We start from the raw sequence: 24,149 nt of genomic DNA on the forward strand, positions 1-24,149 counted from the left end.
CCCCTCAAGATGAGATTTCCCAATTAGTAAGACCCCTTGAAGACGACGAGGTAGATAGGTTGGAGGTGGAAGCACAGTAATGTGTGGAGCTGACCAATACTAATCGGTCGAGGGCTTATCCTATTTGATTCAGAGCACGACACTTTCGCATTCAGTTTTCAAGGTTCAAACCTTGTAATTGTATCATGAATCGCGTATAATACGGTGGACAAGCGTATTGCGCACCTTAACGAATTGGAGAGATACCCAAGAGGCCGAAGGGGACGCTTTGCTAAAGCGTTAGGGTGTAACAGCCGCGAGGGTTCGAATCCCTCTCTCTCCGCCAGTTATATTCTGGTGATACAATTGATGATAATATGGCGGTGTAGCTCAGCTGGCTAGAGCGTACGGTTCATACCCGTGAGGTCGTGGGTTCGACTCCCTCCGCCGCTACCATATTACCTTTCTTACAACAACATGGACGCTTAGCTCAGCTGGGAGAGCATCTGCCTTACAAGCAGAGGGTCGGCGGTTCGATCCCGTCAGCGTCCACCATAATATGCCGGTGTAGCTCAGTTGGTAGAGCGGCTGACTTGTAATCAGTAGGTCGAGGGTTCGACTCCTTTCGCCGGCACCATTTTAACCATCCTGGAGCTGTGGTGTAGAGGCCTAACATGCCTGCCTGTCACGCAGGAGACCGCGGGTTCGAATCCCGTCAGCTCCGCCATTTTTATTTCAAGTAAAAGTGGAGGTCAATCCCCACTTTTTTTAATTGAATACGGCTTGGTAGCTCAGTCGGTAGAGCAAAGGACTGAAAATCCTTGTGTCGGCGGTTCGATTCCGTCCCAAGCCACCATGTAAATGCGGAGGCTTAGTGAAGTGGCTAAACACGGCAGACTGTAAATCTGCTCTCTACGAGTTCGGTGGTTCGAATCCATCAGCCTCCACCATTTGCGAGCCATTAGCTCAGTTGGTAGAGCACCTGACTTTTAATCAGGGTGTCGAAGGTTCGAGTCCTTCATGGCTCACCAGTTTATTCAATCAATCTCAGCGGAAGCTGAGGTTTTTTTGTATGTTCACAACTATACCGAATGTAGGTGAAGACAGCATGAACAAGTGGATCATACGAGTGATTGTGTTTATGGCAACTACGTTTATTGGCTTTGGTATTGCAAAATGTTTTGACGCAATCGGGAAGCCAAGGATAGCAGGTATTATTTATGCGTGCAGTATAGTGGCCGTGTTGGCTGCAGAAGAATGGATGAGAATGAAACAAAACAAACAGGCTGCTAAACAACGCATATAACACTCATCATACATAAGTACCGGACTGGGATTAGCCAGTCCGGTTTTTTTGTATCTTGATATGGTACAATGGAAGTAATTTATGCTGGATGAAATGGGTTGAGAGCGATGATGGATAAGCAAGCATTACAACTGCAAATCGAGCGACTAACAGGTATGCGCTTAGAGTCGCAACACATATCAACGGCACGGTGGGAAGATTGGATATCAGCAGCTGTGGGAGTGAAGGATGGAACTCCATCTCTTCGTACGATGGTGAAGCATGATGAGGAATGGTATTTGTTATGGAAGCCGGGTAAGACAACCACCGAAGTCATGAAGCTGCAAGGGAAATCGCTATCGGGACAAGAGCTGCAATGGCTTGAATTAGTGCTGTTGATGCAGCATCAGCCGAAACCGGCGATGGATACGGTTCATGTCACGGATGAGCAGCAGGCCTATCTAATCGGTCAATGGATCATCGAGCACATGCGAGATGGAGATACGGCCGCGGAAATTCCGGACTCCTTCTCATGGAAGACGAAAATGTTCACACAGACAGTGCCTTTCTTGCTTGTTGCGGAACATGCTCATCGAGATGGGCCAGGGTACAAGCATTTATATAAACTGCTCAAGTCTTATTTTGGCGGAGAATTGATCCTCCTTCCTTTATCGGATAAGGAGTGGCTGATCTTATGTCCCGAGCAACTGATTCAAGTTAGTGAGGCAGATGAGGATGTAGAAACGAAGGAGACGATGGAAGAGCAACTTACTTCTTTTTGTCTGGGACTGTATGAGCTGGTGGCCAGTGAATGGGTAGGTGACAGCCAGCTGTCCATTGGGTATCCTTTTGCACCGGTGAAGGGTATGCCGTCGGTCGTTAGCCAGCTGAGAGAAACGATGTACTTGGGGCGGACGTTTCATGTCACAGACAATATTCATCTTCCATGGGAGCTGCATCTAGAACGGCTTGTCAACAGTATACCAGATGCGGTTCGTAAGCAGTTTCTGCAGCGTGTCGTTACGAAGGCAGACAGCTTCAATGATGTAGAAACACTGTCTACGCTGGATACGTTCTTCCAGCATGACTGTAGTGTAAGCGAGACAGCCAAGCGTCTCTATATCCATCGTAATACGCTATTATACCGATTAGATAAGATTAAACATGAGACCGGGTTGGACGTTCGTCAATTTACGGATGCTGTGTTGGTAAAATTGATATTGCTATTGTACAAAGTAACAAAATAGGCCATTCATTTTTTGTGCAGTTTGTGTATGGTCATTTGTACAGGGTTCCGGTAAGATAAATGTATCGAAAGTAACCGATTACATTGTATCTAACTATAAGGGGGAAACGCACATGGCAGGCGTACGTTTAGAACATATTTACAAGAAGTATTCAGGTTCAGATAATCCAACAGTTAAGGATGTTAACCTGGACATTCAAGACAAAGAGTTCCTCGTATTGGTAGGCCCATCTGGTTGCGGTAAGTCGACAACACTGCGTATGATCGCAGGTCTTGAAGAAATCTCTGAAGGTAAATTGTTCATTGGCGACCGCCTTGTGAATGACGTTGCTCCTAAAGATCGCGATATCGCGATGGTATTCCAATCTTACGCGTTGTACCCGCATATGAACGTGTATCAGAACATGGCATTCGGTTTGAAACTGCGTAAGTTCAAAAAAGAAGATATCGACAAGCGCGTTCGTGAAGCAGCTCGCATCTTGGACATTGAGCACTTGCTTGATCGCAAGCCTAAGGCTTTGTCCGGTGGTCAGCGTCAGCGTGTTGCCTTGGGTCGTGCGATCGTTCGTGAACCACAAGTATTCTTGATGGACGAACCACTTTCCAACTTGGATGCAAAATTGCGCGGTCAAATGCGCGCGGAAATCTCCAAGCTTGCTAAGCGTTTGCAAACAACTGTTATCTACGTAACGCATGACCAAATCGAAGCGATGACGATGGGTGACCGTATCGTTGTTATGAAAGACGGTATCATTCAACAAGCAGCTTCCCCGGACGTATTGTACAATCATCCGGTTAACATGTTCGTTGCAGGATTCATCGGATCCCCTACAATGAACTTTATTACAGGTGTATTGTCTGAAGAAGGCGGCAACTTCCGCTTCAAGGCGACTGGCTTGGATGTAGCAGTTCCTGCAGGCCGTGCACAAATTTTGAAGGAAAAAGGATATGTAGGCAAAGAGGTTATTCTCGGCGTGCGTTCCGAAGATATCCATGAAGAGCCAGTATTCTTGGAAGCTTCCCCAAGCAGCATCTTCTCTGCAGCTATCGAAGTTACAGAGAACATGGGTCATGAAATGTTCTTGTACTTGACAGGTGTAGGCAAGGAAACGGTTATCGCTCGTGTAGACGGACGTTCTAACGCGAAAGAAGGCCAAAATGTGAAGCTTGCTATCGACATGAACAAAATCCATATTTTCGACAAAGATTCCGAGTTGAACTTGTTCGAAAGCTAATTGGATACAATAAATAGAAGGCTGGCCCTGAGGGCCAGCCTTTTTTGCATGTTTTTGTTTCGCAATCTGTATGTTCAGTGAATTATGGATGTTCGGATCGTGGAGGATTGAACCGCTTTTATTTTTGCTCAAAATCGAGACCTGTTTTTTGAATTTCTTAGATCCATAGTCCCCCAATTACTGCAACCCATTCAATGTGGTGCGTACAGGCTGGGAGAAGTTGTTTCCACTTGCTTGATCCCAGTTGATGGACCAGGTCATGACCCCACGGAAGTTGCGATAGCCTGAGGGTTTGATCAACTGATAAATCCCTCCGTATGCCGTTCCCTTGACGAGATATTGCAATGCCTTATCGATATTTGCAGGTGACGTATAACCGCCGCCTGCTGCAGCTGGAGCAGCTGGCAAGCCGATGGCGATTTGGTCTTCGCGCAATGCTGGGAAGCGGTTGGATGCGTTGCCGTTGACCGGGAAGCCTTGCAACAGCATTTCAGCCATAGCTACTTGGAAATCCGCTGTGCCCTGGCTATAGGAACGTCCATCCAGTGCGGTTATGGAGCCTGTATTGTAATGTTGAACATGAAGGATGTTCAAGCGATCTTTAAACGCATAAATTACAGGCAGATAAGCTCCCCATGGGCCACCGTATGCAACCATGCCACCCTGTACATATGCAGTTTCTGGCGCCATAGTTAGCATGAAGTCTGAGGATTTTCCTTGTAGAATCGTACGGATTGCGCTAATGAGATTAACAATCTTCGGTGTTGTTGGGTTTTTAAAGTCGGTATCGGCACCAGTCAAGGCAAGCGAGCTTCCTTCCAAATCAATGTCGATTCCGTTGAATCCATATTCTTGAATGAGATCATTCATAGAACGTACGAAGCTATCTCTAGCTGTGGTAGAGGTGAGTTCGACGGTTCCATTTGCCCCACCAATCGAAATAAGCACTTTTTTGCCTTGGGATTGAAGTAAAGCGATATCAGCCTTGAATTGTTCCTTCGTTGCGTTGTAAGGAGTGAAGGCCATCGTTACTCGATCGCCGATTGGCTCAGCGAATGCAACCTGGATGATATCGTAGCGCGGAGATATATCCTTTAAGCGGATATTGGTCGAACCATTATCGAAGTTATGCCAGTAGCCGATTAATTGTTTTGAGCCGCTGCCAATCGGAACTTGAGGGGTATCAGCAGTAAGAATGTTGCTGTCCGCAGAACGATTGCCGGCAGCGTCGTAGGCACGAACGAGAATCGTGTAAGAGGTGGCTGCAGTGAGCCCAGTCAATGTGTAGGTCGTGTTGGATGTTGAAACAGCATTGGTTCCGTTAAGGAGAACATCATATCCGGCGATGCCAATATTGTCGGTCGATGCATTCCACGAGAGGGTTAAACTGGTTGGTGTAGCAGACAACAGTTGTAATCCTGTTGGGGCAGTTGGGGGTTCTGTATCCACAGGGGCCGTATTCGTACGGACGGATAGACTGTTGCTCGCATCTGAACGGTTGCCAGCAGCGTCGAGGGCTTTGACACTGAATGAGTAGGCTGCGTCTGGGGTAAGCCCTTTGGCGGTGTACGATGTGGTATTCGTAGTGCCTGCCAGTTGCGAGCCCTTATACACCTCGTAAGATACGACACCCACATTATCTGTAGCTGGGTTCCAGGCTAATGCGACTTCAGTAATGCCAATCGAAGATGTGCGCAGATTGGTTGGGGCTGTAGGAGGTGTCGTGTCAACAGGATCATCTGCTGACAGCTTCCATAAAGCGGGGACATTCGATGGTTCCCAGCCGGTAAGTGAAGTATGCGGCTGAATGCAAGCATAAGTCTTGCCGCTGTAGGAGACGAGATCCCCCGTTTTGTAGGCGGTATTCGGTGACCATGGGGCTGCTGCCCCTAAAACAGTGGCAGGGAAGAGTGACAACAAGAGGATAAAAACGAGAGCAAGGGCTGGAAATGATTTTGGAAGCGGATTCATTGGCAGACGTAAGGAACCTCGTTTCATATGATTGCCTCCTTCGTTCAAATATAAGGTTATGGACGAATGGGCCTGACAAGGAAGTCGTCGTAGGTGATTTTGGATTCATCGTCCTGCTCGTTCAGCCTATTTGTCGGCTAGGACGGGAATCGGGATAAATATCATACACCTCCTTATCGATAGGTAGTTTGGAATATTCGTGGAGATAGGGTGATTTTCCTGCATCCCTTCAACAAATATGGAAAAAAATCGTGGAATATGCCAAGGTTGTGCTTGCGAAAGATGGAACGTTGAAAAAAGCTAGTTTTTCCTATACGATGAATACAAAGAGATACGGCATTATTGGCATCATAACAGGACGTAATCGATTGTGAGCAATGCCGGAGACGAAGGAGTGAACGACGATGGCCAAAAAGGTAAAGGTCTCCGAAATGGTGGAACAGTTCCACCTGGAGGTGCTGGCTGGCGATACAGGCTTGAAGCGAACAATTACTGTTGATGATTTACATCGCCCAGGCCTCGAGATGGCCGGATATTTCGAATATCACCCGAAGGAACGAGTACAGCTTCTTGGTAAGACTGAGCTTGCCTTCTTCGAAATGCTCTCCCCCGAGACGAAGCGAGAGCGTATGCAATTGTTCTGCTCGGAAGAGATGCCTTGCATCATCGTAACAAGAGGACTCGAGGTTCCGCAGGAAATTCTCGACGTATGTCAGGAGCAGGGAGTGCCTCTGCTGCGCTCGCGCACCGCAACAACGATTCTATCGAGCCGAATTACGAGCTTCCTTGAGAAAAAGCTGGCACCAACGGCTACCATTCATGGTGTACTGGTCGATGTATACGGTGTTGGTATGCTAATTACTGGCGGCAGCGGGATTGGTAAGAGTGAGACTGCCTTAGAGCTGGTTAAACGCGGACATCGTCTAGTAGCGGATGACGCGGTAGAGATCCGTCAAACTTCTGACAATGTATTGCACGGTTCGGCACCAGAGCTGATCCGCCATCTGCTTGAAATTCGCGGTATCGGCATCATCAACGTGATGACGTTGTTCGGGGCAGGTGCTATTCGGAACAATAAGCGAATCAGCGTGGTCATCTCTCTAGAGAATTGGCAGCAAGATAAGCAATATGATCGTCTTGGCATTGATGAAGAGACAACGAGAATTATTGATACGGATGTCCCTCTTGTTACCGTACCGGTTCGCCCAGGTCGGAACTTGGCCGTTATTATTGAAGTAGCAGCCATGAACTATCGCCTCAAGCGTATGGGTTACAATGCGGCATTGCAGTTTACGAACAAGCTGACGGAAACGATTGCCGAGGATATGGACGATTTCGATTGATCATCAATGTAGCCTAATATAATGAAGGAGTGTAGAGCATGGCAACGATGCTGCTAGACCCGATAGCCATTCAGCTCGGACCATTGAAAGTGCATTGGTACGGGATTATTCTTGGTACCGCTGCACTGGTTGGGCTGCTGCTTGCGATTCGGGAAGGGAAGAGATTTGGCATATCCCAAGATTTCTTTATGGATTTGGTATTGTTCGGTGTACCCTCCGCATTAATCGGGGCACGCGCGTATTACGTCGCGTTCAAGTGGGATGAATATAAGGACAATTGGGTAGATGTCTTTAAAATATGGAACGGGGGCATTGCCATCTACGGTGCTCTCATAGGTGCAGTCATCTGCGCGCTCATCTATGTCCGTAAGAAAGGATATACTTTTTGGCGGATTGCAGATATTTGTGCACCAGGACTTCTCATCGGACAAGCGATTGGACGGTGGGGGAACTATGTGAATCAAGAAGCATATGGAGGGCCGGTTGAGGAATCATTTTTGCGCAATAGCTTGCACCTCCCTGATTTTATTGTGAATCAAATGAACGTCCAAGGCACATTCCATCACCCTACCTTTCTGTATGAGTCTCTGTGGAGCTTCATAGGAGTGTTGCTGTTATTCGGCTTGCGACGTCTGCGTAGTGTTCGCAGTGGTGAAGTATTCATCAGCTACCTCATCTGGTATTCCATCGGCCGATTCTTTATCGAAGGCCTTCGCACGGATAGCTTGGCTTACCAAGGTTCAGACTGGGTAGTGTCGCTTATTGATGGATTGTGGTCGCCAATGACGGTTGTATTCGAGCCAGGCTTCCTTGATCCTGCGTATGGAAATGTACGTATCTCGCAGCTACTCGCGATCTTCTTGATTGTGGCCGGTGTAATTACGATTATCATTCGTCGGATGACTGGTGCCGCGCGAGTTCCTTATCATGCGCCGATTGTGTCTACCCTTCGTACGGAGGCTGCTGGTAGCATGGAAAAAGAAGTAACTACACAGGTGGATAAGGCCGAAGAGAATGTACATGAGGCAGGAGCATCTGCGGAAGAGCATTCAGACAATGCACAAACTGAAACTGTCAAAACCGAAACTGCACACACCGAAGCTGTGCAGGAATCATCAGACATTGATGATGGGAATGAAGCGAAAGATAATCAACAAAAAGATCATAACGAGAGCAAGAAGGAGTAATTAATGAAAATGATACGAACGGTACTGTTTGACTTAGACGGCACGATTATCGACACGAACGAGCTGATTATCGAGACATTTCTCCACGTTCTGCGGGACAAGACGCCGTCACCGTTCACTCGTGAACATATTATCCCGAGTATGGGATTAACGCTTGAAGAGCAGCTTCGAATTTTTACAGGGCAGGATCAGGTGGACGAACTGGTAGCAGCGTATCGTAAATACAATTTAGCACGCCATGATGAGCTTGTTCGTGAGTTTCCTTATGTGAAGAAAGTGATGGCGGATTTGCATGCATCAGGCATTCAGCTTGGTGTCGTGACGACAAAAATGAGGGCGACAACAGAGCGGGCGCTGCGTATGTTCGGACTCATTGATTACTTAAGCACGATTGTTACTGTACAAGATGTCAATCATCCGAAGCCGCATCCTGAACCGGTGCTGCGAGCCGTTGAAGCACTGCAGGCAAATCCAGCACAGACGATTATGGTTGGTGATAGTCCGGCTGATATTCTATCTGCGAACGCTGCCGGCGTAATATCATGCGGTGTAGCTTGGTCGCTGAAGGGAGAAACTGTCCTTCGCCAATACGAGCCACGCCATATTATTCATGACATGCGGGATCTGTACGCATTGGTCGGATTGGAGCGGAAATAGAAGTGAGAGATGTGGAGCGGCATCCTGTCGAAGGGCCGAACAGTCTATGGCAAATCTACCGAACCGTCAGTCCTTGGAAGGGAATGTGGAATTTCATTTGCATTCAGCTTGCACGATACAGCCCCTCCTTGCGTTTGAAGTTGTGGATATATCGCAAGCTGCTGCGCATGAAGGTAGGTGAATGCACAGCCTTTGGTCTAATGGCGATGGTGGATGTCTTTTTCCCTGAACGAATCGAGATTGGGGATAATACGATAATCGGCTATAATTCCACGATCTTGGCACATGAGTATTTGATACACGAATATCGGCTTGGAACGGTTCGGATTGGCAGTCATGTGATGATTGGAGCCAATAGTACGATCTTGCCGGGTGTCACGATTGGGGATCACGCTGTTGTCGCGGCGGGAACGGTCGTGCACAAAGACGTATTGCCTGGTCAAATGGTTGGCGGCAATCCCATGCGGGTTATTCGTGATGCAGCTCTCATGATAGAAGCATCCTCACAATAGAAGGATAAGCTGAGAAGTGGTAGGAAAGGGGCTCCCCACCTGCCACTTTTTTTGATATTTACAAACAATTTGAATATGGAAACAAAAATGACAACACTTGCGAAGTATGTTAGATTAAAATAAATGTAATGTTACTGGAAGAAGAGGGAAGTTCGACATGCGAAAGAAACGCACTGTAGGTGTCATATTGCTCATAGCTCTTCTAAGCAGCACGTTGTTCTTGAATACGGATGGGGTACAGGCGCTATCACATCGTATTGTATGGGACGGGTACAACGGTTCGGAAGAGCAGGCATTGTTAATGGGGAATGAATGGTATGTCCCAGCCGACGCCCTGAAGAATGCCTTCGGCATTCAAGTGCGTACGACAGACAAGCAATTAGACATGGCACCAACGGATAATCTGGACTCACAATGGGTGTATACACCAGTCCATTATCGTGATGAAGTAGTGACACTGATGTACCACAATGTTCAGAAGAATCCAGATAACGTCACATTTATTTCACCGAATCAGTTGGAAGAGCAGATTCAGGCTTTACTCCATAATAACTATCATTTCATTTCCATGGATCAGTATATGAACTTTATGCTTCATGGAGGGTCGGTTCCACCGAATGCGGTCTTGATGACCTTCGACGATGGGTACGAATCTTTCTATACAGAAGTGTACCCGATCATGCAGAAGTACCATATACCTGCGACGAACTTTGTCATTGTCTCTACGATTGACAACCGCAAGAGTGCCGGACGACCGAAGCTGACATGGGAACAGATGCGTGAGATGAAGCGAAATGGAATGAGCTTCTTCAGCCATACATACAATTCGCATGTATATACGGTGGTTAATGAGCAGGGTTCCTTGAGACCGATGTTGTCCAAGCCAGAATATTTGAAGAAGCTGCATCGCAAGGAGACACGCACGGAATTTACAGCGAAGGTTAAAAAGGATCTTAAGCGAGCTGAAGATCGCTTAAAGCAGATGCTTGGCAATACGTATAGTGTGGTTGCTTTCCCGTACGGGGCGTATAACAAGGATGTATTGGAAGTGTGCAAGCAGCTAGGTATTCATGTTACCTTCACGGTAAAGCCAGGTATCAATCAACGGACGACAACAAATGGATTCCGTATAAATGCAGGCAATCAGAAAATTCGAACATCAGAATTATTAGAACGCATGGGGAACAAGGGGAAAAATGTGCAGCTTGGGCGTGCAAAGACTTCCTATACAGTAAGTTGGGATCAAGCACCCATATATTCCGAGCTTACGCCGGTTAAAAAAAAGGACATTTGGTATCTGTCACTGCACCAGCTTCATCAACTATTCGGTATAAAATACGAAATTGACGACGTTCAACAAATTGTGAGGTTGTTTCCCGGGAAATAACCTCGAACGTTGTCATACGATAAACTTACTTATTATTTGCCGAGTTACCTCTTAGATTCGACACCCTTGATTCCTCGGTATGGGGAGAATAGATGACATGAGCAATAAGTCGAGCATTTCATCTTTATCGATATATAGAGCTATCGCGATGATGGCAGTTCTGTGCATCCATGCTACATCGCAGACGATTAAGGCGACACAGACAACCGATTCATTTGTTGTCTATAATTTTTTAAATGTGTTCAGCAAATTTGCTGTTCCTGCTTTTTTGCTGCTGACAAGCTTCGTCATGTTTTATAATTATTGCGACAAAGGATTAACCTCATGGAGCTCCTTAAAGGAATTCTACACCAAGCGATTAAAACTAATTCTTCTCCCTTATGTAATCTGTTCTACTTGCTATTTTTTGTTGAATCATTGGCTAGCCTATCGCAGTCGTGGTCTGGGAGATACCTTACAGGCCTATGTTGTCAGCTTAATTAAAGGAACAGCATACACACACCTATACTATGTCATTATTCTAATTCAATTTTATTTGATATTTCCGGTCATATTGTACTTCTTTCGCTCCGTAAAATCAGCGATATGGGCCATTCCTATTGGAATAGCCCTACATTGGGGCTTTGTCATTTGGAACAAGCTAGACCTGCATATTGTATACAAGGGGAGCCTGCTTGTGTCCTACTCGATCTATATCATGGTAGGGGCGTTCATCGGTGTGTATTGGAACCGCATACAAGGTTGGTTCAATGCACTAACCCCTGAAGGCATCAGACGTGATCGCTGGATTACAGCGCTGGTGTGGCTCGTGTGGATTGCAGCTTCACTCGGCCATGTTCAGCTATGGTATGCAACTTATAAATATGGTATGCGCTTCAATACGTTATGGTATGAGGCAGCTTGGAATGCCCACGCTTTGCTGTCGTGCGTCGTACTCATTCAATTATCTCAATACATTGAACGCAAATTCCCTGAGAGATTTGTGAAGCTAATTACTAGATTCGGAGATGTCTCATTCGGCATTTATCTGATTCATCCCGTGATCTTATATCTCTATCGCAAGATTCCGCTAGGAGGGGGAGACTCGATTAGTTATGCGCTGTATATCGGGGGAGGGTTCCTGTGTGCGTTCCTTCTGTCTTGGGCTATTGTAGAATTATGTCATCGCTATATTCCGTTCAGTTGGATGTTCTTTGGGGCGGTACCGAAAAAAAGAAGCGGGAATGTACAGAGGCAGAACCAACCAACACAGACGACAGTGCAGCCTCCCAATTAGGTTATCACAATACATACAAAGGCAAAGGTCTATCCTCATGAAGTTGGATCGTATAACGAACCCCACAAAGTGAATGGAGGGATGCAATAGTGGCACGGAAAGAACGGATTTCGACTCTTTCTATCGTGCGCGCACTTGCCATGCTTGGTGTTATCAGTGTTCATGCAACTTCGGAAACCGCAGCGATGATGAGGACATCAAGTTTATTTTACGGGTATACCTTTTTCAACATCTTTTTCAAGTACGGTACACCAACATTTATTTTACTTAGCAGCTTGGTGCTCTTCTATAACTATGGTGGTGGAAATAAGCTGCAGCCTCAGGTGCTGGGGAAGTTCTATAAGAATCGATTTCGCTATATATTCATCCCTTATCTAATCTGCTCTGTCTTCTATTTTATGCTTGTGCAGGTAACTTGGTATCCAGATCGTTCGTGGAGTGAAGCAGTGCCTATGTTCGTTACGAAGCTATTAACAGGAACTGCTTATACGCACTTGTATTTTGTATTTATTAGTATACAGTTCTACTTATTGTTCCCGTTGCTACTATTGCTATTTCGCTCCCGGCGAGTTGTCACTTGGGCCATCCCACTCGGCCTGGCCTTGCAATGGGGGTATGTATTATGGAACAAATATGGCGTGCAAATTCCGGCAAAAGGGAGTATTTCGCTGTCATACATAAGCTTTTATTTCGCAGGTGCTTACTTGGGGATTAACTTTCATAAAGTACGTCCTTGGCTTAATTCTTTGGGGCGAGTCTGCTCGGTACGCTATAAGCTGATAACAGGTTCAATCTGGTTGTTATGGCTTGGATTTGCGCTGCTGCATGTGCAGATATGGTATTGGACACGCTCCACGGGCAAAGAGATGAACTCACTTATTTATGAACTGCTCTGGAACGGACATACGTTGTTATCTGCAATTGTACTCATCCAACTTGCCTTCTATCTGGAACGTCGTCTACCAGAGCTCGGAAGAAGACTACTGTCTCAGCTTGGCGATCTATCCTTCGGCATTTACCTCATTCATCCCGCGTTCCTTGCCCTGTATCGACAGTTTCCGTGGCATAATGGGAGCGCATCGTTATATCCAATATTCATCTTTATTGGTTATGTGTTCGCTCTCGGGATGTCATGGATCATCGTGTATGGTGCACTTCGATTTATACCGGGCGCTTCATTTGGATTAGGAGCCCCGCCGCGCGATTGGATGCAGAATCGGAAGAATCCAGCCGCTGCATTTGAAATGATTAGGAGTACGAATGCTTCTTAAAGTCACTGGAAGAGTAGAAAATGAATACATCTACACTCAAGGAACACCCTGTTATCTTGCAGCTTGCAAGAATACAGGGTGTTCCTTTTCTTTTATGGAGGAAGCTCGGATGGGGATTGTGGGGGAGGAGAGAAATAAAGGGAATTGCGTTGAAAATGGATTGACGATGAGAATGTTACGTGATAATATTACCAGTAAAATTTCTTTGGTTTGCTAATAAGGTAACATGTTAATATATTAACTCACTAAAGCAACTAATTCCGAGGTGACGCAATGACAAAGCCGAGAATGTTCGAGAAGCCTTCGGGTGTTCGTGATTATTTGCCAGAAGCTGTGCGCCGGTTGCGTGCAGTAGAAAGGAAAGCACTTTGCACGATGGATAGCTGGGGCTACGCGCAAATTATTACACCGACAATGGAATATTACGAGACGGTAGGTACGGCGAGCTCTACCTCTGATCACAAGCTATTCAAGTTGTTAAATCAACGCGGCACAACAATGGTGCTTCGTTCTGATATGACTGCACCAATAGCGCGAGTTGTGGCATCCTTGCTCGGCAAGGAGCCGTACCCTATTCGATTGTCTTACCATGCGAATGTGTTCCGCTCAATGGAGGAGGAGGCGGGACGTGAAGCTGAATTCTACCAGACAGGAGCAGAGATGATTGGGGATGGGTCTCCTGACGCCGATGCTGAGGTAATAGCACTGTCGATTGCTTGCTTAGAAGCAACGGGGATTGAACGGTTTAAGGTCGCACTGGGACATCATGGCTTTTTGGAAGGGCTGCTCGAATATGCACTTCCCCAGCAGGACGAGGTACAGACACAATTGAAGCTGCGCCTAGTACAACGGGATGTAGTTGGTTATCGAGAGCTCATTCATAACTTGCCTATAGATCAAGAGCATCGAAGCTGCCTGGAGCAAGTGCTGCACTTGCGGGGAGGCCGAGATGTACTGAAGTCAGCTCGCGGTATAGCTGATGTGCCAGCGATGATGGAATCCATCCATCATTTAGAGAAAGTGTGGGATGTGCTGGAAGCCTATGGGGTGGAAGAGCATATTTTATTGGATTTAACGATGCTAGGTGACTTTTCCTACTATACAGGTACCATATTCGAAGGTTATGCGGCGGATACTGGATTCCCTGTCTTAAACGGAGGACGATATGATAATTTGCTGCAGCAGTTCGGTCGCTCGGCGCCCGCAACTGGATTTGCTCTTCAGACGACCCGTATTGTAGATGCCTTGTCCATTAATAGAGATGCAGCAGATGAAGATATAGCGATACTCACTATTCAATATGATGAGCTTCACCGTCAGGAGGCATTCCGGGAAGCGGCACGCCTGCGGAAGGAAGGTAAGAAAGTGGTGACGCAATATATCGATTCGGTAGGTGAGAAACGATTGGACGGAAGTGTTGAGGCGGGGGTGCAGCCCGATACATGTGGTGATCGAGGAAGCAAGGTGCTTGCTTTCACGAACCGTGCTTGACGACGAAGGAGGAACGACTTATGCAAGATTGGCTTAAGGTTGCAATGCCTAAGGGCCGCATTTACAAGCAGGCATCTGCCTTGTTCCGTCAAGCTGGACTCTATGTTCCAGAGGATGAGGATGAGTCGCGCAAGTTGATTATAGATGTGCCGGAAGCGAGCATGCAGTTCATTATGGCGAAGCCTGTTGATGTCCCGACTTATGTGGAGTATGGAGCGGCTGATATCGGCATCGTTGGCAAAGATGTATTAATGGAGGAAGACAAGGACGTATACGAGCTGCTGGATCTAGGGATTGCACGCTGCCGGATGTCGGTCATCGGATTGCCATCATGGAAGCCGGTCAGCCACTTGCGGGTCGCAACGAAGTATCCGAATGTAGCCTCTCAATATTTTCGTGAGCAAGGTCAGCAAGTAGAGGTGATTAAGCTCAATGGTTCCATCGAGTTGGCTCCCTTGATTGGTCTGGCTGATCGAATTGTGGATATGGTGGAGACAGGCAAGACACTGAAAGAGAATGGCTTGGTAGAGCTAGAGGAGATGTTCGGCATTACAAGCCGACTGATCGCCAATCAGGTAAGTTATCGCATGAAGAGCGAGGCCATTCAGAGCTTGTGCGAACGGCTTCAACGGATTGTGCCCCAGACATTGGAGAAGTCAGCGGCCATTCGTTAGGATGTTCTTAGTCATCAGTCTAGATGAGCAACGAAGTCTACTGCAGCAGGGGATTAGGAGGGAGAGAGTGAGATGCGGATCATACAAGCAGCGGATTGGAGCCTGGATCGGAAAATTGATTACGGTACCCCCGAGCAATTGAGCTGCGTAAAGCGGATTGTTAGCGATGTGCGGCATGAGGGAGATGCTGGACTTATCAAATATACAAGTGAGTTCGATAAGGTCGCCCTTACCCAAGGGCAGCTTCGTGTAGAAGAGTCGGATATTGCGCTGGCTTACGAGCAGGTTGATCAAGCGTTCTTAGTGGCCATTCGTCAAGCTGCAAGCAACATCAGACGGTTCCATGAGCGACAAAAGCGGACATCATGGATGGAGTTCGAACCAGATGGGACTCTGCTTGGACAGATTATGCGTCCACTGAAGCGCGTAGGTGTATATGTGCCAGGCGGCAAAGCTGCATACCCGTCATCTGTTCTCATGAACGTGATTCCTGCTCAAGTAGCAGGAGTAACGGAGATCGTAATGGTCACTCCTCCAGCTACTGGTGGGAGGGAAGGAATCAATCCATACATACTCGTAGCGGCTGCCGAAGCGGGTGTAAAGGAAATGTATCGGGTTGGCGGTGCACAGGCGATTGCTGCATTAGCTTATGGAACGGATACAATTGCCCCAGTAGATAAAATATGCGGCCCGGGGAACATCTTCGTAGCACTAGCGAAGCGTGAAGTGTATGGGGTCGTTGATATCGATAGTATGGCAGGGCCCTCAGAGATTGTCGTGTTAGCGGATAAGCAGGCTAATCCTGTATTTGTGGCAGCTGATTTATTGTCCCAAGCTGAGCATGACGAGATGGCATCGGCTGTCCTGGTGACAGACTCCATGGATCTGGCTCAAGCTGTGTCAATCGAGGTTGAACGTCAATTGAAGGAACTGCCTCGCCGTCACATTGCCTCTGCTTCTATAGAACAATATGGTGCAATTATCGTGGTTGAGGATCTGCGCGAGGGTGTCAAAGTCGTGAATCGATTGGCTCCTGAACATTTGGAAATTATGACAGAAGAGCCTATGGAGTGGCTCGGGCTTATAGAGAATGCCGGGGCAATCTTCCTTGGTGCTTACAGCTCTGAGCCGGTTGGAGATTACTTCGCGGGACCGAACCATATTATTCCGACGAATGGAACCGCGCGCTTCTCTTCCCCCGTCGATGTAGATATGTTTATGAAAAAGTCGAGCTTAATTCGTTACAGCAAGGAAGCATTGCTGACGAATGGGGCGGCCATTATCGAACTGGCTCGCCATGAAGGGCTAGAGGGACATGCCAGGGCAATTGAGGTTCGTCTGCAAGAGCAGTCAAGCGTGGGGTTTGAAGCTGCACATAGCGTCATAGAACAGTTGCGATAGCAGTAAGAGAAGGATTAAGAGAAACAGCTAGCAACAGAAATCTCAGGAGTTACAGCAGTACTATATCAATAACGATAGTAAGGATAGTGGCAATAAAAAGAGATAGCAGCGATAGTAGAAATAGTAACAAATGTCTGATTTGGCGGACATACCCGATTTGACAGACATACCTGATTTAGCAGACATAGTGGGGATAAAAATTTATAGAGATATTAGAAATCATAGAGATAGAGTGGAGAACATAAATAGAAACCTGGCGGAGCGGCACGGAAAGTAAAGAGAGACAGTGAAAGACAGGGAACAGTGGAGAGGGAACCGTGAGAAGCTAGGTGCAGTCAACGAGCTGCGAAGCTTATATCGGAATAGTGGATTCTTAGATCATAGAAAGTAAGAATAAAAACTGCAATCTTCAACAGAAGGGCGGAACTCTTAATGGTACAGGAAGCAATTAGCCATATACGGCAAGCAGATATTGCCCGCAAGACGAATGAGACGAATATTCAGTTGTCATTCTCGATTGATGGGACGGGAAAAAGTGAGTTGGATACTGGCGTGCCGTTCCTTACGCATATGCTGGATTTATTTACGAAGCACGGTCACTTTGATCTGAAGGTTGATGCAACCGGTGATATCGACATCGATGATCACCATACAGTTGAGGATATCGGCATTTGTCTCGGGCTTGCATTAAGAGAGGCTTTGGGCGACAAGTCGGGGATCAAGAGGTATGCGTCTGTGTTTGTTCCGATGGATGAAGCATTGGCTCAAGTGGTTATCGATGTAAGCAACCGACCTCATTTCGAATACAGAGCTTCCTATCCATCCGCCCAAGTGGGCACGTTCACCACGGAGCTTGTGCATGAGTTTCTGTGGAAATTAGCGCTGGAGGCGAGAATTACACTTCATGTCATCGTTCATTACGGTCAGAATACGCACCATATGATTGAAGCGGTATTCAAGGCGTTAGGGCGGGCGCTTGATGAAGCGACATCGGTTGATCCGCGGGTACAAGGTGTTCCTTCTACGAAGGGAGTGCTGTAGCTCATGATCGCCGTGGTCGATTATGGGATGGGGAACCTTCACAGTGTTAGCAAGGCAGTGGAGCGATTAGGATATGAGGTCGTCCTGACCAGTTCCCGTGAGGAATTGCTGACTGCTGACGGCATCATTCTTCCAGGGGTTGGGGCATACGGGGATGCCATGCAGGCGCTTCGGGGAAGCGGGCTCATTCCCACTCTGCAGAAGGTAGTTGAAGGAGGCAAGCCAATGCTCGGCATCTGCCTAGGCATGCAGCTGTTGTTCGAGGGAAGCGATGAACATGGCTACCATGAGGGATTAGGCATGCTGCCAGGGCGTGCGGTGCGTTTCGAGGGTGGATCTTATAAGGTGCCGCATATGGGCTGGAATGAGCTGATGTGGCAGCAAGCAGCACATCCATTGGTGGGAGAGGCGGAGAATGGTTATGTGTATTTCGTACATTCCTACCGAGTAGTTGCGGAAGAGCAATCAGATGTACTTGCGACGTGCAGCTATGGAGGCGTTGAAGTCGCGGCAATAGTAGGGCGCGCCTCTGTATATGGAATGCAGTTTCATCCGGAGAAGAGCGGAGCATTGGGACTGCGCCTGTTAGGGAGATTTTTGGCGCTGACTGGCTCGGGCAGGCAATCCATACAACTGGCCAGATCATAGACAGGAGAATGATGGGAGAGGAAGGCGAGGCAGATGGCAGCGTTCACGATATATCCAGCAATCGATATTCGCGGGGGAAAGTGTGTCCGGCTTGTACAAGGGGATTATGGGCAAGAGACGGTCTACGATGAGCGCCCTGTAGAAGTAGCGCAGCGTTGGGAAGCGAATGGCGCTTCTTGGATTCATCTGGTGGACTTGGATGGAGCGAAGGAAGGGCGCCCGATCAATGCGGACCTCATTGGTGAAATTGCACGGTCTGTAGCGGTTCCGATACAGGTTGGCGGCGGCCTGCGCACGCTTGAGGACATTGAGCAGCTGCTGGAAGCGGGTGTGGCACGTGTCATATTGGGCACAGCGGCAATAGAGGATCGTGGCTTCGTTGAAACCGTACTTGGCAAGTATGGCGACCGCATTGCGATTGGCATCGACGCCCGCAATGGATTCGTTGCCACACGTGGTTGGCTGGAGACCTCGGAAGTGAAGGCGGGCGTGCTTGCGGCTGAACTTGCTGCGGCAGGGGCGAAGACATTCATCTTCACGGATATCTCTCGAGACGGCATGATGAAGGGGCCGAATATCGAGGCAATTGTACAACTTGCGAAGGTCTCGGGGCAGACCGTAATTGCTTCTGGGGGCGTCAGCAGTATGGATGATATTCATGCTCTATCCAAGTATGCGGTTGATGGTGTAGGTGGAGCAATTATTGGCAAGGCACTCTATACAGGCAGCATTGATTTGGCAGATGCAGTACGGCTGGAGGCAGCCGTACGAAGCTAGCCATACGGAACGGGGGCGATTGCGGTGTTGGCGAAGCGTGTAATTCCTTGTCTAGATGTGAAGGATGGCCGTGTTGTAAAAGGCGTCAATTTTGTTCAGCTTCGTGACGCTGGAGATCCGGTGGAACTCGCTGCGCTGTATGATCAGGAGGGCGCAGATGAACTGGTGTTCCTAGACATCTCCGCGTCTATCGAGGGTAGGGCAACGATGGTGGAGGTAGTACGGCAGACCGCAGGAGAAATCTCGATTCCTTTTACAGTGGGTGGCGGGATCTCTTCTGTCGATGATATGATGCGCATGCTGCGTGCAGGTGCGGACAAGATCGGCATAAATACAGCGGCTGTGAAGCAGCCAAGTCTCATAACGGATGGTGCGCGGCGATTCGGGTCGCAATGCATCGTAGTAGCCATCGACGCCAAGTACAATGAGACCTGGGGAGAATGGGAAGTGTATATTCACGGTGGGCGTACACCTACTGGATTGCGTGCAGTGGCTTGGGCACAAGAGGTGGAGCGGCTTGGGGCAGGGGAATTGCTGCTGACAAGCATGGATGCGGACGGAACGAAGGATGGCTTCGATAATAAGCTGACACGTGCAGTAACCGATGCTGTCGGCATCCCCGTTATTGCTTCAGGCGGTGCAGGGCGAGCAGGTGACTTTGTGGAGGCATTTACGGAAGGACATGCCGATGCTGCGCTTGCAGCGTCAATATTCCACTATAAAGAAGTATCGATTGCAGAAGTGAAGGAGGCGCTTCACGCGGAGGGGGTTCGTGTACGATGATGCAACAAGCAATAGTAGATGGAGAACGCTTGGCCGCATCCATCCGTTGGAATGAATTCGGCCTCGTGCCGACTGTTGTGCAGGATTCCGTCACGAAGGAAGTCCTTATGGTGGCGTATATGAATCAGGAATCCTTGTTCTTGTCGTGCGAGACAGGAGAGACGGTATTCTGGAGCAGGTCTCGTCAAGAACTGTGGCACAAGGGCGCAACGTCAGGCAATACGCAGCGAATCGTATCCATAGCTGTGGATTGTGATCAGGACACACTGCTCGTGCAGGTCAGTCCAAGCGGACCGGCTTGCCATACCGGAAGCCGTACTTGCTTCGATAGTGGTCATATGGGATATGTGAGGGAAGAAGAGAATCATGCGCCAGTTGTAAATTCGGTGCTGGCAGAGCTGGAGAACCTTATAGGACAGCGGCAGATTGAGCGTCCTGAGGGATCATATACAACCTACTTGTTCGAGAAGGGTCTCGATAAGATATTGAAGAAGATAGGCGAGGAGTCTACCGAGGTTGTGATCGCAGCAAAGAGTGACAACAAGGAGGAACTAGTTGGGGAGATTGGAGATCTGCTGTTCCATATGCTTGTTCTGCTACGCGAACGCAACATTGCGCTGGGAGACGTGTTATCCGTACTGGAGGCGCGCCACCGTGGGTCTAGACGGGATACGTATAATCAGAATGGGAAAGTAAAGTCGTGAATACAAGCTGCATAGGATGGCGGGCGATGTCATGTGTTCCTTATAAAAGGTGCGCAATGAAATTGCCCGCCTATTGTTCGTTGTCTGCGTGGTTGTGAACATAAATATGAACATATCTAAATAGGGATCAACAGATTGCCTGTGTTCAAGATTTGAGTTATAATAAGATAAGAATTATTATTATATAAAAATAATACATCGAAGTTGATAATGTATTACCGATGTGCTTCTTCTGAATCTCCGGCCCTTGCGGTTATGGGAAATATAGAGGCTTGTGCCTGAATCTACAGAGAAACGCGAGGTTTGAATCTGTCCCTTGGAAAGACTTCGCGAAAGGGATGCAGGAATTGAGCGTCAATATGATATACTGTTGGGTATGTGTACAGTATATGAGTGTCAGGAGGGGCCTTGGCGATGGCAGAACAGAACAAGGTAGTTATGTTCCCGATGGATGCTGCTTCGTTCTCTGAACGTGCGGTACAATCGTTGGAACGACTGCACTACGACAAGGCGTTGACATATTTTCGCAAGGCGGTGGAGTGCGAACCGGACAACCCTATCCTGCAGTGCAATCTTGCAGGAACTCTTGCAGAAGCGGGACGGTTCGAAGAGTCTAACGATACATTGCACCACATCTTGCATGAACTCGATCCGAATATGAATGAATGCTACTATTATATGGCGAATAACTTTGCTTATATGGAGCAGTTCGAGGAGTCGGAGGCGATGCTTGAGACGTATTTATCCCGTGATCTCACAGGAATGTATACGGAAGAAGCGGAGGAAATGCTCGAAATGATTCGTTTCGAGGGGAAGCAGTCTTCTTCATCACAGCATCGCGGTGAGCAGAATGTGGGAGCTCAATCGTCAGCTGCGAAGCTGCCGTCAGCGCTGAGCGACGAAGAGATGGGAATCTCTGAGCAGGCAGAGGATGAGCATGCAGAAGCACGCATGCTGCTCGAAGCAGGCCGGTTCGTAGAGGCAGAGAAATTGTTGAAGCGGGTTGTGGATTCGGATCCAGATTATTTGGCCGCATGGAACAACCTGGCGTTAGCTTATTATTATATGGGGCAGTTCGATGAAGCGCGGGAGGCACTTGATGCCGTGCTAGAGAGAGATCAAGGGAATCTGCACGCATTGTGCAACTTGGCGATATTCGAGCGCCATGCCGGCAATGAAGCTGTCGTCCAGCAGCTTATTGCGATGATTGGCAAGATTCAGCCCTTCTATCGGGAGCATCTGTTCAAGATTGCGACTACGATGGGTATGTTGGATGAGCATGAGCTTGCTTATCAGCATTTGCGCCGCTTAGTAACAGGCCATATGCTGCGGGAAGCGAGTATTTACCATTATGCGGCTGTAGCGGCTTGCCGTTTAGGTCGATATGAGGAAGCATCTCGCTGGTGGGCAGTATGCCGCAGACTGGATCCCGATTCCGGCATTGCAACGTACTATATGGAACGATTGCAGCAGCGTGATGGGGGAGATATCGATCCTATGCCAACCTATCATTATCGTCTACCTTATGAGGAGGCTAGCCGCAGGGCTGCTTCGAAGGCTGCTTCAACTGATGGCAGTCGTTCGAGTCGTTCAGGGGACGGCAAGGATTGGGAGCAGCAGCTCAAGAAAGATCCGCTCGTACGAGCTTCATTATTCTGGGCACTGCGATTCGGTGAGCCGGATGTCAAGCTTCAGGCACTCCAAGCGATGAGCTTGCTCGGTGACGATGAGGCAAATGATGCGCTTCGCTCTATGCTGCTGGATCCAGATCAGGATGCATACATGAAGCAGGTTGCTGTATATGTGCTGCGTATGCATGGGGTAGAAGATCCAATTGAGGTAGAATGGAAGGGCGAGTACATTCAAGTTCACCGTAATCATATTGCGAATCGTCTGCCAGTCTGGGAGTCGCAATGGCAGCAGGTACTGGATATATTGCGTGATTCTATGAAAGAGCGGTACGATCTGTTTCAGATGCATGATGCAGAGACGCTTTGGATTGAATTTATTACGCACTTATATCCCGATGAGGTGCCACGAATTGGCAAGGCGGAAAGCTGGGCTGCAGCGATCGAATTCATTATCGCGAAGATGATACGCCGTGAGATGTCCTATCAGCTTGCAGCAGAGCAATATGGTGTATCGGCAACTACCGTTGCCAAGCATGTGAAACGAATGGAAGACACTTGTCAGGTAGAAGCTAAAATCAAGCAATCCTTTACATGAAGATAAAATAAATACTTGATTATAAGGGAGGCCAACCCCATGGAGAACAAAGTATATAAATCAGTTGTTATCGGCACAGGACCTGCTGGTTATACAGCAGCGATTTACTTGGCTCGCGCCAACTTGAACCCGCTTGTGATCGAGGGGCCACAACCAGGTGGACAGTTGACGACGACTACAGAAGTTGAGAACTTCCCTGGGTTCCCAGAAGGCATCCAAGGTCCTGAATTGATGGACAATATGCGTAAGCAAGCTGAGCGCTTCGGTACGGAGTTCAAGACAGGCTGGGTAAACAGTGTTGATGTGTCTAGCCGTCCATTTAAACTTCAAGTTGAAGGTGTAGGCGAGATTGTCACAGAAACGTTAATTGTAGCAACAGGCGCTTCTGCGAAATATATGGATATTCCAGGTGAGCAAGAGAACCTGGGTAAAGGGGTCAGCGCTTGCGCGACATGCGACGGATTCTTCTTCCGTGGGAAGAAAATCATCGTTGTCGGCGGTGGCGACTCTGCGATGGAGGAAGCAAGCTTCTTGACTCGCTTCGCTTCCGAGTTGACACTCGTTCATCGACGTGACGAGCTTCGCGCATCGAAGATTATGCAGGATCGCGCGAAGAATAATGAGAAGATCAAATGGGGCTTGAATCGTACTCCAATTGAGGTCGTATCTACAGGCATGGGTGTTACAGGTCTCAAGGTGAAAAACAATGAGACAGGCGAGGAAGAAATTCTGGAAACGGACGGCTTGTTCGTTGCTATCGGCCACAAGCCAAACACAGATTTCTTGAAAGGTCACATTGAACTGGACGATCATGGCTATGTAATTGTGAAGCCAGGTTCTACGGAAACGAGTGTACCAGGCGTATTTGCTGCAGGTGACGTGCATGATACGAAGTATCGCCAAGCGATAACAGCAGCAGGTTCTGGCTGCCAAGCAGCTTTGGACTGCGAGAAGTTCTTGGAAGGACATATTACGCAGGACTGGAGCCAGTCTTTGAATCAATAAGGTACAAAAGTACTCACTATTCGAAAGTTGGGAGCCAGTAGGCTCCCTCT

The 24,149-nt window shown here is 48.0% G+C and carries 21 protein-coding genes, 8 tRNA genes and 1 rRNA gene; 29 read left to right on the plus strand and 1 reads right to left on the minus strand.

Going from position 1 to position 24,149, the window contains the following annotated elements:
• From ABN764_RS11675 to ABN764_RS11730, 12 genes are all read left to right on the plus strand, one after another.
• A 23S ribosomal RNA gene (locus ABN764_RS11675) occupies positions 1-123 on the plus strand; the annotation flags it as partial.
• A 113-nt stretch (positions 124-236) separates the two neighbouring features.
• A tRNA-Ser gene (locus ABN764_RS11680) sits at positions 237-325 on the plus strand.
• A 33-nt stretch (positions 326-358) separates the two neighbouring features.
• Positions 359-435: transfer RNA gene (locus ABN764_RS11685), tRNA-Met, on the plus strand.
• A 23-nt stretch (positions 436-458) separates the two neighbouring features.
• Positions 459-534 (plus strand) — tRNA-Val (locus ABN764_RS11690).
• 6 nt (positions 535-540) lie between these two features.
• A tRNA-Thr gene (locus tag ABN764_RS11695) sits at positions 541-616 on the plus strand.
• A gap of 13 nt (positions 617-629) precedes the next feature.
• A tRNA-Asp gene (locus tag ABN764_RS11700) sits at positions 630-706 on the plus strand.
• A 53-nt stretch (positions 707-759) separates the two neighbouring features.
• Positions 760-835 (plus strand) — tRNA-Phe (locus tag ABN764_RS11705).
• 9 nt (positions 836-844) lie between these two features.
• Positions 845-929, plus strand: a tRNA-Tyr gene (locus ABN764_RS11710).
• A 5-nt stretch (positions 930-934) separates the two neighbouring features.
• A tRNA-Lys gene (locus ABN764_RS11715) sits at positions 935-1,010 on the plus strand.
• 77 nt (positions 1,011-1,087) lie between these two features.
• Positions 1,088-1,285, plus strand: a complete 198-nt coding sequence (locus tag ABN764_RS11720) for a hypothetical protein (protein ID WP_174808538.1) — start codon at positions 1,088-1,090, stop codon at positions 1,283-1,285.
• A gap of 107 nt (positions 1,286-1,392) precedes the next feature.
• Positions 1,393-2,511 carry a PucR family transcriptional regulator gene (locus ABN764_RS11725; protein ID WP_446672244.1) on the plus strand — a complete coding sequence of 373 codons (1,119 nt, stop codon included), beginning with the start codon at positions 1,393-1,395 and terminating at the stop codon, positions 2,509-2,511.
• 112 nt (positions 2,512-2,623) lie between these two features.
• Positions 2,624-3,745, plus strand: coding sequence for an ABC transporter ATP-binding protein (locus ABN764_RS11730; RefSeq protein WP_021252862.1), 1,122 nt, complete (start codon positions 2,624-2,626; stop codon positions 3,743-3,745).
• Between the two features lie 177 nt (positions 3,746-3,922).
• Here the strand turns inward: ABN764_RS11730 and ABN764_RS11735 are convergent, their stop codons facing one another.
• Complete coding sequence (locus ABN764_RS11735) at positions 3,923-5,743, minus strand: fibronectin type III domain-containing protein (RefSeq protein WP_446671986.1); 1,821 nt, start codon at positions 5,741-5,743, stop codon at positions 3,923-3,925.
• Positions 5,744-6,120: 377 nt separating this feature from the next.
• Between ABN764_RS11735 and hprK the strand changes: the two genes are divergently transcribed.
• From hprK to trxB, 17 genes are all read left to right on the plus strand, one after another.
• Complete coding sequence (hprK, locus tag ABN764_RS11740; RefSeq protein ID WP_021252860.1) at positions 6,121-7,059, plus strand: HPr(Ser) kinase/phosphatase; 939 nt, start codon at positions 6,121-6,123, stop codon at positions 7,057-7,059.
• A gap of 38 nt (positions 7,060-7,097) precedes the next feature.
• Positions 7,098-8,246 (plus strand): prolipoprotein diacylglyceryl transferase, encoded by a 1,149-nt coding sequence (lgt, locus tag ABN764_RS11745; RefSeq protein WP_268626259.1) that lies wholly within the window; start codon positions 7,098-7,100, stop codon positions 8,244-8,246.
• A gap of 9 nt (positions 8,247-8,255) precedes the next feature.
• Positions 8,256-8,903, plus strand: coding sequence for a pyrophosphatase PpaX (ppaX, locus tag ABN764_RS11750; RefSeq protein ID WP_268626266.1), 648 nt, complete (start codon positions 8,256-8,258; stop codon positions 8,901-8,903).
• A gap of 2 nt (positions 8,904-8,905) precedes the next feature.
• A complete protein-coding gene (locus ABN764_RS11755; protein ID WP_446671987.1) occupies positions 8,906-9,415 on the plus strand; it encodes an acyltransferase in 510 nt (169 codons plus the stop codon).
• A 157-nt stretch (positions 9,416-9,572) separates the two neighbouring features.
• Entirely contained in the window at positions 9,573-10,802 is a 1,230-nt protein-coding gene (locus tag ABN764_RS11760; RefSeq protein ID WP_446671988.1) for a polysaccharide deacetylase family protein, read from the plus strand.
• A gap of 97 nt (positions 10,803-10,899) precedes the next feature.
• A complete protein-coding gene (locus tag ABN764_RS11765; RefSeq protein ID WP_268626256.1) occupies positions 10,900-12,078 on the plus strand; it encodes an acyltransferase in 1,179 nt (392 codons plus the stop codon).
• 89 nt (positions 12,079-12,167) lie between these two features.
• The gene (locus ABN764_RS11770; RefSeq protein ID WP_446671989.1) at positions 12,168-13,349 is read left to right on the plus strand and encodes an acyltransferase; all 1,182 of its coding nucleotides are present in this window, start codon (positions 12,168-12,170) and stop codon (positions 13,347-13,349) included.
• Between the two features lie 273 nt (positions 13,350-13,622).
• Positions 13,623-14,840: an ATP phosphoribosyltransferase regulatory subunit gene (locus ABN764_RS11775; protein ID WP_446671990.1), complete on the plus strand. Its 1,218-nt coding sequence runs from the start codon at positions 13,623-13,625 to the stop codon at positions 14,838-14,840.
• Between the two features lie 20 nt (positions 14,841-14,860).
• Positions 14,861-15,514, plus strand: a complete 654-nt coding sequence (hisG, locus tag ABN764_RS11780) for an ATP phosphoribosyltransferase (protein WP_065292222.1) — start codon at positions 14,861-14,863, stop codon at positions 15,512-15,514.
• 72 nt (positions 15,515-15,586) lie between these two features.
• Complete coding sequence (gene hisD, locus ABN764_RS11785) at positions 15,587-16,915, plus strand: histidinol dehydrogenase (RefSeq protein ID WP_446671991.1); 1,329 nt, start codon at positions 15,587-15,589, stop codon at positions 16,913-16,915.
• Between the two features lie 432 nt (positions 16,916-17,347).
• A complete protein-coding gene (gene hisB, locus ABN764_RS11790) occupies positions 17,348-17,956 on the plus strand; it encodes an imidazoleglycerol-phosphate dehydratase HisB (protein ID WP_326848359.1) in 609 nt (202 codons plus the stop codon).
• A 3-nt stretch (positions 17,957-17,959) separates the two neighbouring features.
• Positions 17,960-18,604, plus strand: a complete 645-nt coding sequence (hisH, locus tag ABN764_RS11795) for an imidazole glycerol phosphate synthase subunit HisH (RefSeq protein ID WP_446671992.1) — start codon at positions 17,960-17,962, stop codon at positions 18,602-18,604.
• 33 nt (positions 18,605-18,637) lie between these two features.
• The gene (gene hisA, locus ABN764_RS11800; RefSeq protein ID WP_446671993.1) at positions 18,638-19,381 is read left to right on the plus strand and encodes a 1-(5-phosphoribosyl)-5-[(5-phosphoribosylamino)methylideneamino]imidazole-4-carboxamide isomerase; all 744 of its coding nucleotides are present in this window, start codon (positions 18,638-18,640) and stop codon (positions 19,379-19,381) included.
• A 24-nt stretch (positions 19,382-19,405) separates the two neighbouring features.
• Positions 19,406-20,164 carry an imidazole glycerol phosphate synthase subunit HisF gene (gene hisF / locus ABN764_RS11805; RefSeq protein WP_446671994.1) on the plus strand — a complete coding sequence of 253 codons (759 nt, stop codon included), beginning with the start codon at positions 19,406-19,408 and terminating at the stop codon, positions 20,162-20,164.
• Positions 20,161-20,868, plus strand: coding sequence for a bifunctional phosphoribosyl-AMP cyclohydrolase/phosphoribosyl-ATP diphosphatase HisIE (hisIE, locus tag ABN764_RS11810; RefSeq protein WP_446671995.1), 708 nt, complete (start codon positions 20,161-20,163; stop codon positions 20,866-20,868). The genes hisF and hisIE overlap by 4 nt, the downstream gene beginning before the upstream one ends.
• Before the next feature lie 414 nt (positions 20,869-21,282).
• Positions 21,283-23,094 carry a tetratricopeptide repeat protein gene (locus tag ABN764_RS11815; protein WP_446671996.1) on the plus strand — a complete coding sequence of 604 codons (1,812 nt, stop codon included), beginning with the start codon at positions 21,283-21,285 and terminating at the stop codon, positions 23,092-23,094.
• Positions 23,095-23,133: 39 nt separating this feature from the next.
• Complete coding sequence (gene trxB / locus ABN764_RS11820; RefSeq protein WP_021252843.1) at positions 23,134-24,099, plus strand: thioredoxin-disulfide reductase; 966 nt, start codon at positions 23,134-23,136, stop codon at positions 24,097-24,099.
• Positions 24,100-24,149: the final 50 nt, after the last annotated feature.

The organism is Paenibacillus wuxiensis, assembly GCF_040195695.1.
Taxonomy (GTDB): domain Bacteria; phylum Bacillota; class Bacilli; order Paenibacillales; family Paenibacillaceae; genus Paenibacillus_B; species Paenibacillus_B suaedae.

Excerpts from the sequence above, each read along its gene's own strand:
- ABN764_RS11720 (WP_174808538.1), top strand. The coding sequence starts at position 1,088 with ATGAACAAGTGGATCATACGAGTGATTGTGTTTATGGCAACTACGTTT.
- ABN764_RS11725 (WP_446672244.1), top strand. The coding sequence starts at position 1,393 with ATGATGGATAAGCAAGCATTACAACTGCAAATCGAGCGACTAACAGGT.
- ABN764_RS11730 (WP_021252862.1), top strand. The coding sequence starts at position 2,624 with ATGGCAGGCGTACGTTTAGAACATATTTACAAGAAGTATTCAGGTTCA.
- ABN764_RS11735 (WP_446671986.1), bottom strand. The coding sequence starts at position 5,743 with ATGAAACGAGGTTCCTTACGTCTGCCAATGAATCCGCTTCCAAAATCA.
- hprK (WP_021252860.1), top strand. The coding sequence starts at position 6,121 with ATGGCCAAAAAGGTAAAGGTCTCCGAAATGGTGGAACAGTTCCACCTG.
- lgt (WP_268626259.1), top strand. The coding sequence starts at position 7,098 with ATGGCAACGATGCTGCTAGACCCGATAGCCATTCAGCTCGGACCATTG.
- ppaX (WP_268626266.1), top strand. The coding sequence starts at position 8,256 with ATGATACGAACGGTACTGTTTGACTTAGACGGCACGATTATCGACACG.
- ABN764_RS11760 (WP_446671988.1), top strand. The coding sequence starts at position 9,573 with ATGCGAAAGAAACGCACTGTAGGTGTCATATTGCTCATAGCTCTTCTA.
- ABN764_RS11765 (WP_268626256.1), top strand. The coding sequence starts at position 10,900 with ATGAGCAATAAGTCGAGCATTTCATCTTTATCGATATATAGAGCTATC.
- ABN764_RS11775 (WP_446671990.1), top strand. The coding sequence starts at position 13,623 with ATGACAAAGCCGAGAATGTTCGAGAAGCCTTCGGGTGTTCGTGATTAT.
- hisG (WP_065292222.1), top strand. The coding sequence starts at position 14,861 with ATGCAAGATTGGCTTAAGGTTGCAATGCCTAAGGGCCGCATTTACAAG.
- hisD (WP_446671991.1), top strand. The coding sequence starts at position 15,587 with ATGCGGATCATACAAGCAGCGGATTGGAGCCTGGATCGGAAAATTGAT.
- hisB (WP_326848359.1), top strand. The coding sequence starts at position 17,348 with ATGGTACAGGAAGCAATTAGCCATATACGGCAAGCAGATATTGCCCGC.
- hisH (WP_446671992.1), top strand. The coding sequence starts at position 17,960 with ATGATCGCCGTGGTCGATTATGGGATGGGGAACCTTCACAGTGTTAGC.
- hisA (WP_446671993.1), top strand. The coding sequence starts at position 18,638 with ATGGCAGCGTTCACGATATATCCAGCAATCGATATTCGCGGGGGAAAG.
- hisIE (WP_446671995.1), top strand. The coding sequence starts at position 20,161 with ATGATGCAACAAGCAATAGTAGATGGAGAACGCTTGGCCGCATCCATC.
- ABN764_RS11815 (WP_446671996.1), top strand. The coding sequence starts at position 21,283 with ATGGCAGAACAGAACAAGGTAGTTATGTTCCCGATGGATGCTGCTTCG.
- trxB (WP_021252843.1), top strand. The coding sequence starts at position 23,134 with ATGGAGAACAAAGTATATAAATCAGTTGTTATCGGCACAGGACCTGCT.